Annotated in this window: 3 protein-coding genes and 1 pseudogene; all 4 read right to left on the reverse strand. The window is 42.0% G+C overall.

Annotated features, from left to right (window positions below; all coding sequences use genetic code 11):
* Positions 1-204 precede the first annotated feature (204 nt).
* Positions 205-5,370 (reverse strand): putative Ig domain-containing protein, encoded by a 5,166-nt coding sequence (locus NG798_RS24205; RefSeq protein ID WP_261226285.1) that lies wholly within the window; start codon positions 5,368-5,370, stop codon positions 205-207.
* Positions 5,371-5,744: 374 nt separating this feature from the next.
* The gene (locus NG798_RS24210) at positions 5,745-7,697 is read right to left on the reverse strand and encodes a calcium-binding protein (protein ID WP_261226286.1); all 1,953 of its coding nucleotides are present in this window, start codon (positions 7,695-7,697) and stop codon (positions 5,745-5,747) included.
* 1,478 nt (positions 7,698-9,175) lie between these two features.
* A complete protein-coding gene (locus tag NG798_RS24215; protein ID WP_261226287.1) occupies positions 9,176-11,680 on the reverse strand; it encodes a CHAT domain-containing protein in 2,505 nt (834 codons plus the stop codon).
* A gap of 19 nt (positions 11,681-11,699) precedes the next feature.
* Positions 11,700-12,538: pseudogene (locus NG798_RS24220) on the reverse strand (hypothetical protein); the annotation flags it as partial.

Here is a 12,538-nt window from a genome sequence, read left to right on the forward strand (position 1 = left end):
CAAATGTTACAACTTCGTTGTGCTTATCTTAATGGTCAACTAGCCTAAGCGGTCTTTTACAAAAACGGGATGCTCCCATGCAGTGACGCCGGTGGATATGATATTCTCAACCTCTGAGATTCAAGAAAATTGAGCAGAGAAACCGGGGTTTTCAAAGCTTTAGTTTACGGCTAAAAAGTTAACTGAACCCCCCAGTTTGTGAAATTAAACGGTAATGCCGGTTTGATTGATATCGTTTTCTACAACTAACTGCAAGTTGCCTTTAGTGTAGGTGGTTTCAGTTGTACCAACGCTGCTAGTAAAACCAAAGCCGGTTAAATTAGCAGTCACAACATCTCCACTATCACCGCGTACAGTTAAACGGTTGAAACCACCGGCACCACGAGTTTCTTCAACCAAGTTCAACAAAGCACCATAACTTAAAGCGAGGGTGTTATTGCCGATGCCGGTTAAGTCGATAGTTTCAAAAGATGCGATTTTTGTATTATCAGAAGTGCCGGTGAGGTCTAAAGTTATGCCACTTCCTGCTAATACCAAAGTATCATTTCCTAAACCACCATCTAAGCGGCGGAAATTAGCATTGTTGATGCTAATAGAATCATTACCTGTACCGCCATATATCAGGACATTAGTAAAGCCACCATCACTGAGAATATCATCCCCGGCTGCACCAACTAAAGCTTCATTATTAGCGGTGCCGGTGAGATTATCAACAGCATCAGTACCAAGTTGAGTAACTGCGCCGGTGAAGTCTCCACCAAAAATGACGTATGACTTGCCAGCATTAATAACAGCAGCAGGATCAGCACCCGGAACACCCACCATTAAATCAGCAAAACCATCACCGTTGATGTCCCCTGCACTGCTTACAGAAACACCGCTAGAGTCACCAGCAGTCTCGCCATTGATGATAAAACCGCCCGTACCGAGAGAATTTAAATTAATTGCATTAGCGTCTGTTTTCCCAAACAGCAGGTAAGACTTACCCGCATCAACTCCTGAAGCAGGATCAGCACCAGGACCACCGACAATTAAATCAGCCAAACCATCCCCGTTGACATCTCCTGCGCTGTTGACAGAAATGCCACTAAAATCATTAGCCGCCTCACCATTAATGGTAAAACCACCAGTACCGAGAGAATTTAAATTAATTGCATCAGTGTTTGTTTTGCCAAACACCAGGTAAGACTTGCCGGCATCAACTCCTGAAGCAGTATCAGCAAATAAAGTACCAACAACTACATCAGCCAAACCATCACCATTCACATCGCCGGCACTGTTGACTGAAAAGCCGCTAAAATCACCAGCCGCCTCGCCATTGATGATAAAACCCCCCGTACCGAGAGAGCTTAAATTGATTGCTGTAGCGTCCGTTTTGCCAAACACTAGGTATGACTTGCCGGCAGCACTACCAGAAGCAGGATCAGCATAGCGGGCACCAACAATTAAATCAGCAAAACCATCACCGTTTACATCTCCTGCATTGCTGACAGAAAATCCGCTCTGGTCACCAAAAGCTTGTCCATTAATGATAAAACCGCCGGTACCGAGAAAACTTAAATTAATTGGTGTAGTGTCTGTTTTGCCAAACACAACGTATGACTTGCCCGTATAATTACCAGACGTAGGATCAAAACCAGGATTACCAACAGGGAAAGAAGCAGGAATAGGACCAGGCGCACCAACAATTAAATCAGATAAACCATCACCATTCACATCGCCGGCACTGCTAACAGAATAGCCACTAATATCAGACGCCACCTCACCATTGATGATAAAACCACCACTACCGAGAGAGATTAAATTAATTGTATTAGTGTCTGTTTTTCCAAACACAACGTATGACTTACCAGCACGATCAACAGAAGCAGGATCAGCTTCGGGAGCGCCAATAATTAAATCACCAAAACCATCGCCGTTGACATCTCCTCCACTGCTGACACTCCAGCCAGTCCTGTCACCCGCCGCTTCACCATTAATAATAAAACCCCCAGTACCGAGAGAATTTAAATTGATTGCCGTAGTGTCTATTTTTCCAAACACTAGATAAGACTTCCTGGCATTAATATCAGAACTAGGAGTATTACCAGGAGCAGCAACAATAAAATCAGCCAACCCATCACCGTTGACATCTCCTGCACTACTGACAGGAAAGCCGCTCATTTCATTAGTCACCTCACCATTAATTACAAAACCCTTCGCCCCCAATGGCAAATTCGTCGCCGATACAATATTACTCAAATTCACCGAATTAACAGAAGTGATATTGAAATTCACTGCTGCTTCAGCAGTTCCTCCATTTTCATCTGATACTGTGTAAATAAATGAGGCGTTACCTGTAGTTGTGGGATTAAATTTTATTAACCCATTTATCAGAGATACAGTGCCATTTGTGGGATTAGAAACACTGGTAACAGTCAAGGTATCATTTTCTGCATCGCTATCATTTACCAGTAAAGTTGAAGCTTGAATTAAAATTCCTGTCCTCAACAAAACTGTTGCATCTGGCATAAGATCATCTACAGCCACCGGCTGCTCATTAACAGCATTAACAGTCAAACTTGCCGTATTTGTAGTGCTACTAAAAGCTGTTGTTCCACCATTTAAGGAAATATCTGCTACATCGCCATTTATCCCACTCGTGGTATCCCAAGCACGGAAAGTAATATTTCCAGAACTGCCGTTATAATTAGGATTCGGAACAAATCGAATTTTGTTAGTAGCAGAAGCCGTTAACAGTCGTGCAGCATTAGAAATATCTACACTACTTCCTGTGGTAGCTGAAAAGTCGTTCCAGGTAGTTCCATCTGTCGTGTATTGCCATTTACCATTGATATTATCAACACCTGTTACGGCAATACCTTTAACAGCGCCAACATCCACATCATTAATAAATGATGTAATTGCTGTAATATCAACTGCCTCGCCGTTATTAGTTGTGGCATCTTCATCAATTGCTGTGAGAGTGACTGGAGTTGCTGTTAAAGTGGGGGCATCATTAACATTAGCAACTACAATATCAAAGTTGCTTGATACTGAAGCATTACCTGTGTCTGTTGCTGTGACTTTTACAGACAATGTGCCAACATTTTCGTTAAGTGGGGTTCCACTAAATGTCTGTGTTGCCGCATTAAATGTCAACCAAGCCGGTAATGCTGTTTGATCTGCAAGAGTTGCACTATAAGTTAGGGTATCTCCTGCATCTGTATCGTTTAAAGTGCCGGCAGGAATGGCAAAGCTAAATGCTGCATTTTCTGTGGCATTTTGATTGCTTATTGATGTAACTGTTGGCGCATCATTAACATTAGCTACCACAATATTAAAGTTGCTTGATACGGAAGCATTACCTGTGTCTGTTGCTGTCACTTTTACAGTGATAGTCCCCACATTTCCGTTAGCCGGTGTTCCACTAAATGTCTGGGTAGCCGCATTAAAACTTAGCCAAGCTGGTAATGCTGTTCCATCTGGAAGCGTTGCCGTATAAGTTAGGGTATCTCCTGCATCTGTATCGTTAAAAGTGCCGGCAGGAATGGCAAAACTAAATGCTGCATTTTCTGTGGCATTTTGATTGCTTATTGATGTAACTGTTGGTGTATCGTTAACATTAGTAACCACAATATCAAAGTTACTTGATACTGAAGCATTACCTGTGTCTGTTGCTGTTACTTTTACAGACAATGTACGGACATCACCATTAGCCGGTGTTCCACTAAATGTCTGTGTTGCACTATTGAATGTCAGCCAAGAAGGTAAAGCACTTCCATCTGCAAGAGTTGCCGTATAAGTTAGACTATCGCCTGCATCTACATCACTAAAAGTGCCAGCTGAAATAGCAAAGTTAAATGCTGCATTTTCTGTGGCATTTTGATTGCTAATAGTAGCGGCAACTGGAGGATTATTTACAGCATTTACTGTCAAATTAAAGTCATCACTGATGGCATTTCCATTTGGATCTGTGGCGGTAACTTTAATTCCTAAAACCCCAACATTTGCATTAGTTGGTGTGCCGTTAAATGTCAGAGTCGTTGGATTAAATTGTAGCCAGCTTGGTAGGGGTGTTCCGTCTGCTAAGGTGGCAGTATAAGTTAAATTGTCATTTTGGGGATCTGTAAATGTTCCCGCAGGAATTGTGTAATTAAATAAAGTGCCGGCTAAAACATTGTTTTGATCGGCGATAGGAGTTGCTACAAAAGGTGCTTCTGGTGAGGCGGCATTTATGACAATATCAAAGTTTTGAGTTGCCGTTCCTGCTTTTCCATCACTGACACTAACTATTAACGAAAGTGTGCCGATATCTGTGGCTGTTGGTGTCCCTGCAAATGTCTTAGTTGCGGCATCAAATTTTAACCACGATGGCAGGCTATTTCCATTACTTAGTTTAACGCTATAGCTGAGCGTGTCTCCATCGCTATCACTAAAGCTATTTGCCGGGATCGTAAATTGAAAGGCGCTCTTTTCTGTGGCTGTTTGTGATGTTATTGTTGTGCCAGTTGTGGGTGCGTTATTTGTCGGTGTTGGCGTTGGTGTTGGGATATATGCTGGTGTTGAAGCAGTTAAACCAACAAAATAACTACGCTCAATTGTAGCCGCTTCTATGCCCCGTAAAATTGCTAAATATTGTCCAAAAACTGTTTCTTGAATAATGCTAAACCCAGCATACTCTCCAGTCCCGCTAAAAATCTTTATTTGCTCAAATGTTAATCCACCAATAAATTCTATTTTGTCAGAACCTTTTACAAAATCTGTAATATAGTCTGAATCTTTAATTTCTGCGCCGCCTGTTGATAAAATTCCGGGGATATCTTTGCGTAAGCCTATCACAAAGGTATCATTACCGTCTTTGCCGCTTAAAGTATCTGCACCTAAGTCTCCCACAAGTCGGTCATCTCCCATATCTCCTGATAAAATATCATTTTCTACTCCTCCATTAAGGGTATCGTTGCCTTTTCCGCCAGCTAGAGTATCGATGCCGGTGTTTCCGAAAAGCTGATCTTCTCCCCCATTGCCAAAAATTAAATCATCACCGTTATTCCCGATCAGGAGGTCATTGCCTTTACTGTCGTTGTTGCTGCTGCCAGAACATCCGCCAAACAGGGTGTCGTTACCTAGTTCACCTTTAACTGTATCATTGCCTAAATCACCATAGACTTGATCATCGTCTGCGCCTCCTTGTAGTAGGTCTTTTCCCTTTCCGCCGTGTAGGGTATCATTGCCGGTGTTGCCAAATATTAAGTCATCATCTGTATTGCCAAATAATAAATCGTCATCGGCTAACCCAAATAATATATCAGCAGCGGCAATTCCCGCAAGGATATCTGCATCTATTGTTCCAATTAAAACATCTTTATTGGGATTGCTTTGTTCTGACATGAGTTTTGGTAGATAAAAATTAAAGGTTCGGAGCAACAAAGGTGAATTGTTCAAGCTCTAAGGCCCTAAATTCCCGCACACTCTACATACCCGGTTCCCCAATGGTTCACCAGTCTGATTCAACGAAATTGCAGTAACACTCCAGTTAAATTTTAGTGCTTAAAATACCCCCATACTTGAGGTATTGTGATAATTTATGAGACGCTCTCAAACTTTGGACTTATCAACCCATGTCCGCAGGGATTTTCCTGCGGACACTGTTTAGATCCCAATCCATTCTTACCCAGGTGATACAAGCGAAGGTTGGGGGCTGATGAAGAGACAATTGTCTTCAATGCTTGGTAAAGTAAAGCTTCCAACGCTTTCTAACACATCTATAAGCCAAATGACCCACCAAAGGGAAAAATAGGTGTGGTAGGAATGCTAACAATGATAGGAGCAACAAACTTTAAATCAGAAGTTGTAATGGAAGTATTAACAATTCCAATTACATCTCCTTGATAAGCGATTGATGTGCCAGCAAAAAACGGAGAAAGAGTATAGTCGGAAGCCTTACCGTAAACCTGAATTTTATCACCTTCAGTACGGTTAAAGTCTAAAATAGAAGCCACTCCATCTGTAAAAGCAGTTCCGGCAAAAGTTGAAGAAATACCCAGAACAAATAAATCTTCTCCAAACCCTCCAGTCAATTGATCAAACTGGCTTCCACTTACTTGTGCCCCAAAACCAACAAGAGTATCATTGCCATCATCACCATAAAGTCTGTCATTGCTAGCACCTCCATAAAGGGAATCATTACCTCGTGCGCCTATAAGTTCATCTTGGCTTTCACCTCCATTGAGAGTGTCATTTCCCGTTCGACCTTTTAAAATATCAGTGCCATCTCCTCCCTCAATAACATCATCCCCCTCTCCTCCATCTAAATTATCGTGACCAGTTTCACCAAAGAGGGTATCATTTCCCCCGCTTCCTAATAAAACATCATCTTCTGTGCCACCCCTTAATAGATCATTGCCATCCCCTCCATCTAACGAATCATAACCCCCATCTCCTAAAAGTGAATCATTTCCTAAACCCCCAAGCAAGGTATCGTTTTCTGTTCCTCCACTTAAAGAATCGTTATCTTGATGGCCATCTATATAATCGTTTCCTGCTTCACCTACCAGCGTGTCATTACTCGGTATAGCTAAATTAGCAGGCATAATATCACCAAACAATTGATCATTATCAGCACCGCCATTGATCCAATCGTTTCCGAGTCCTCCGTAAAGGGAATCTACTCCCTGGGAACCGAAAAGTTTGTCATCTCCCTCGTCTCCTAAAAGCCGGTCATTACCTAACTCTCCTTCAATATTGTCCTCATCAAGACCACCAAAAAGCTCATCATTACCATCTCCACCAAAAAGCTCATCATTACCGTAGTCTCCCCACAAATCATCATTATCAGAACCGCCATCGATCAAGTCGTTTCCGAGTCCTCCGTAAAGAAAATCTATTCCTTGGGAACCAAAAACTTTGTCATCTCCCTCGTCTCCTGAAAGCCAGTCACTACCTAACCCTCCTTGGAGATTGTCGTGGCCAAAACCACCTAAAATTTGATCATTACCATCTCCGCCATAAAGCTCATCATTACCATAGTCTCCCCTCAAACTGTCGTTACCAGATCCCCCATGTAAAATATCAACAAATACATCCCCGCTAGAGCCCTGAGTATCATTTGAACTGAACAGCCTGTCATCGCCTTCTCCACCGTCCAGAGAGTCTCCTCCTTCCTCTCCATAAAGCCAATCATTTCCCCCTAATCCTTGTAGGGTATCGTTTCCTTGTCGTCCCCAAATCGTATCATTACCTGCACCGCCAACTATGAGATTATTCCCGGATGTACCGTATAACGTTTGATTCGGTGGTGGCGGCGGCGGCGGCGGTGGCGGTGGCGGCGAAAGCGGACTAATTACATTTAAGGAATAGCTCATAGGATCGCTCACATCCCAAGCAGCTTGGCCAATGATTGCTGCATAGTAAGTTCCAGGCGTTAAAGTGAGGCTGATGCTCTCGGTATCACTTGCTCCGAAGGGCGAATTGTAAGAACGGCCAATAGGAAAATAGAAATCATTGCTACTGTAAAGTTCTAAAGAAGAGTTTTGTCGATCTCCCAAGAAAGTGGAAAGATTAATAGTAACAGGAGCGGTTGAGTTGACGGTAAATCTGTAATAATCAAACGGGTCTTGATTACCCACCATTCCTCGTCCCGATAAAATATTGGTTGAGGGAAGTGAACCTAAATTTACTGCTTCCCCAAATGTATTGTTGCTATCTGTATAACTCATAGTTTGCCTTTTTGCTGAATTGCGTAAATGATCTTCACACTCAAATCGAATTGTGCTTGCTTTCCCCTACGTTAGATGGCGTTTTAAGCCTTAGATGTGGAAAGTTGATTAAGGATAAAGTTGCCTTGAATGGCAAGGCTAAATTCCAAGTATTCATGGCTGTATCTTTCTACTTGTCATGGATTTGGCAGGGTTGTCTAATGCTTTTTGTTACCACTGTTGCCTATTACTCAGAGGGGAAAAACAACTTTTATGCAAATCGGTAAAAAGTTTTTGCGTACATCTAATTTCCAAAATGTTACGGCTAAAGAACAAGCGGACACAACCAAGTGTTCAGAGTGGTATCCCTCCCAGTCTGGTACAGACAAAATCTGGGCAACTCTCGGAGCTCTACATTGAGAGGGAAAAATACCTATAGCATCCAAGCAGACACGGGCAAGATACCGAATTTCATAGCCACACTCGGAAATACCTCATCTCGTGCGAATTGCCGACCGGCATAAACAAAATGTAGATTACCAGCACCCTAGACGAATACTGGCCAATATCTTATCGGGACTTAGACCTTTTTTCACCCCGAAATAGGCTGAAAACCCGTCTGGGTAAAGAAAAGATGTCACGGAACTCATTCAGGCTGAAACCCTTACCAATTCTGGATATATGCTCTTTCAGCCTGAAAAGCTTGCTCTGTCTGGGCTTTTAGCCATTTTTGACTCAGTTTTTGTTTAAGTCCCGTTATCTGCTCGGCATTCCGAAACACTTCAGTAAATAAAAGCACACTACGGCCCTCAATCAACTGCCAAATACGCGCAGAGATAGCAAATGTTACAGACCCGCAAAGTAGGACTTCAAAGCCTCATCTGGCAAAGATTACAGCTATTTTCACGTTTACTACCTGTCTGTGTCCTTCCAATATTTAGATCCCACAGCAGAATATGGATTTTACTCTGCCGTAAGAACTGAGAGAAAATTGGAAACTCTTAGCAGTTAAGGCTTTTACTCTAATTCCTAACAGGTTGAAATCTTAGAAAACAAGTTGGAATTAAACGAGAAAAGTAATATTTACTTTTCTTGACGTACATACTTTTCTCAAATAGCCTATATCTCGATTTTTGGGGAATAAACGCTCAATCCTTTACCAGGTAAAGGTCTTAGGTGCTACTTTGCGATCTATAGCAACTTAACTATTTCTAAACCTATTATTAGTTTTTGTGGCGGTCTTGCCATATTAGCGGGATCGTCCTTTTTTACCATAAAATCAGGATTAAACAAGGGTATATTGTTGGGCATCATAGTTTATTGCCAATAAGCAAGTTGTTTCTTTCTACTTTGGCGCTTATGAGACAAAACCAAAAAACCATTAGTCATCAAACTTTCAGGGGCGCTTGTCGCCCTCTAAAGCTTTTAGATCCCTTGTCGCTCCGTCAGGCTGACCAACTTCTATAAAAAATAGGATACTAACCCAACTAGCGACGTTTTTAAGGCTGACCAATTAATATAAAAGCTGCCCAATCTCTGGGGTTAGGATGTTTTTCGCTTGTTTTTAACATGGCGTTTCTTAATGATAAAGCTTTGTCGCCGGTTTGTTGTAAATTTCGGTAAAATTCTGTCATTAAAAAGGCTGTGGGTGAATCGGGTACTGCCCATAAAGAAACGATTACACTTGGTGATCCGGCGCTGATTAAAGCACGAGATAATCCTATTACACCATCGCCGGTAATTTTACCACGCCCTGTATTACAAGCGCTCAAAACAACTAATTCTGCTTTTAATTTTAGGTTGAGAATTTCGCTTGCTGTGAGGTATCCGTTATCATTAAAATCGGGCGCTAAGGCGATAGCACTTTCTAATCCTTGGGTATCATCAAGTAAGCCATGTGTTGCTAAGTGGATAATTTGGCTTTGCTGCATTTTTTCGATGACGAGTTTTTTGGTGGGAATTGGGCCGGTTAAAGCGTTTGTTTTAAAAATTTTGGCGATTTCTTTTGCTTCTATTTCGGCATTGGGAAGGGCTGCTAAAGGTTGTACCGGCTCGTTTTTTTGTAGGGCTAATTGCCCTGGGGTTGCCAGGGGCATTTTAGGATTACCAATAATAAGTGCTTGGGGGTTAGAATTTGGCGGGGGGAGTTGCTGTTTTTGCTTTAAGGTTAAATCTAGGATTTGAATTGCCGGCACTGTTAAGATGGTATGATTTTCAATTAAATATTTGCCTTGCTGATTTTGCAAGGCGGCAAAGGGTACTAGAAATAACTCTTCGTGGGGGATAAATATTACCCGTTCTTGGGGATTTTTTGGCAGTAAATCGCTGATTGGTTCGATAAGTATTTCATGGAGTTTTTGAAAATGAAAATTAGTGCTATTGCGTGATTCTACTTTGGTAGCAACATCGGTGATGGGGCGGGAAATTGTGACTCCTTCGGGAAAGGAAGATTGTGTGAGGTGAATTTGTTTTGAGGTTTGATCAATTTTGACAACTTGCCAGGGCTCCCAGTCGGGTGCATCGTCTTTTAATTTAACTAAATCACCGGCAGCAAACGCGAGAGTTTCTGTTTCGCCGCGACTACGAACTCCTAAAGAAATACGGCTGCTTGGTATGAGTTCTTTTATGGAAAGATTGAAGGATTTTAAGTTTTGGCGGCGAAAGTGAATTTGGCCGGTGGGTTGCACTACCCAGATAAATAATTCTCCGGCTTCTCCTCGTAGTTTTCCTTGCCTTAAAAAGCCGTCTTCTGGAATTATTGAATATTCAATTAAGGTGGCGTTGTGTGTACGGGCTATTTGCTGTATTTCGGTTATGTTGGGGGGTGTTGGGAGGTTTGAATTTTGGACTGAAGAAAGTTGTTTTGATAATAAGCTAACAAAAGCGCGGCTTCTTCCATGTTCGGAGATTTCTAAGGCGCTATCGGGCCGGTTTTGAGCAATTAAGACTTGTTGTAATAAGTTATAGGTGAGGGCTTGAGTATCAAAAATTGAGATATGATAGCTATCATTAAGGTTGGTTCGCAGAGAATCTAAAAGTTGAATGGCTAGGCGTAATTGTTTTTCGGCTTCGTCTAGTTTTCCTGTTTTAAAAAAAGCGTGGGCGAGGTTATTGAGGGCTTGGGCTTGTTGTTGGGGTGAGTTAATTAAGCGGGTAATTTGTAAGCTATTTTCGTGATATTGAATTGCTTTTTGATATTCGCCTAATTGGTCATAAAAAATGCCTAAGTTGCTGAGGGCTGCGGCTTGTATGGGGCGATTGTTAATTAATTGGGCGATTTCTAAACTTTTTTGATAGTAGGTGAGGGCTTGGGTTTGGTTTCCTAGGGCGTGGTATGCTGAACCTAAGTTATTAAAGGTATGGGCTTCTCCTTCTTTGTCGTTGTTATTTTGAGCGATTTGTAAGCTTTTTTCGTAATAAGAAATTGCTTGTTGATTATCGCCTAAATTGGCTGATATAATTCCTAAATGTCCTAATGCAATTCCTTGGCTAAGGGTGTCGTTGGTGGTTTCGGCAATTTTAAGGCTTTGCTGATAGTTTTGGATGGCTTGCTCATATTCTCCTAATGCGCTATAGGTGTTTCCTAAGTTGTTTAAGAGGATGATTTGTTTTTGGGGGTTTTGGAGGTTACGGTGAATTTCTAAGGCTTGCTTTAAGTAATCTATGGCTAAGAGATAGTTTCCCAAGGCTTTGTAGGCGATTCCTAAGTTTCCTAATATTACGCCTTTTCCGTCGTGGTTGTTAAGGTTTTGATAAAGTTCTAGGGCTTTTTGCCAAGATTGAATGGCGGCTTGAAATTGGCTTTGTTGATAGTGTTTTAATCCTTGTTGTAAAAGTTGTTCGGCTTGCTGTGGGGGTAGATTTTGTATGGAAATGTTTGTTTTTTGATAGTTGGGGGGATTAATGGGGGTTTGGGCATGAGTTTTTCTGCCGGCCATGAGGATATAGCCGGCAGATAATAGGGTGAGGATGGTAATTTGTTTGGATGTTATTTTTGAGGGCATCCGATGGGTTTAATAGGGTTTATTGAATTTGGCAAAGGGTAGGTAATTGTAGCTGTGAAAGTTGTTTTTTGGCGATGAGGGATGAGGTTTGAGAGTTGTTTAGGTGGCAGTTTATGGTTAGGGAGTCTTGGGGTTTGGATAATAGAGAGGAGTCGAGCGATAAAATTTGTGAGGGTTGATTGTTTGGCTGGGATGAGGTAAGGGTTGATGTTTGGTTTAAGGTTTGTTGGATGTTGTTAAAAGTGGGTTTTACGGAGTTATTAGTATTGTTTGCCGGTGACGAAATTGGACTACCTGCTCCTGTTGTGGATGAGGCTGCGGGTAATGATTCGGGGGTGATTGTTGATAAGTTTTGGGAAATTTGGGTGGTAATGGTTCTAGTTTCTGTGGGCGATAATTGGGGTTGGTTTTGGATAGTTGGGATGGAGGAAATGGGAGTTATAATTTCCATGACTGGAGTGGAGGGAATGGTTGAGGTAATTTGGTTTTGTTGATTTGGGAGGGTTGTTATGGTTGAGGTAATTTGGCTTTGTTGATTTGGGAGGGTTGTTATGGTTGAGGTAATTTGGTTTTGTTGAGTCGGGAGGTTTGTTATGGTTGTTGGGGGTGTAATTTGGTTTGTTTGAATTGTGGGGGGTTGGGATGCCGGTGTGGTAATAGGTGTTATGGGTGTGGGATTAATTATTTGATTTGTGGGGTTAGGGTTGGTGTTTGGGTCGGGCTTTATAGGCGAAATTGGTGGGTTAGGGTTGGTGTTTGGGTCGGGCTTTATAGGCGAAATTGGTGGGTTAGGATTGGTGTCTGGGTCGGTTTTTATAGGTGGAGTTTCTGGGTTAGGGTTGGTGTTTGGGTCGGGCT

This window comes from Ancylothrix sp. D3o (assembly GCF_025370775.1).
In the GTDB taxonomy this organism is placed as follows: Bacteria; Cyanobacteriota; Cyanobacteriia; order Cyanobacteriales; family Oscillatoriaceae; genus Ancylothrix.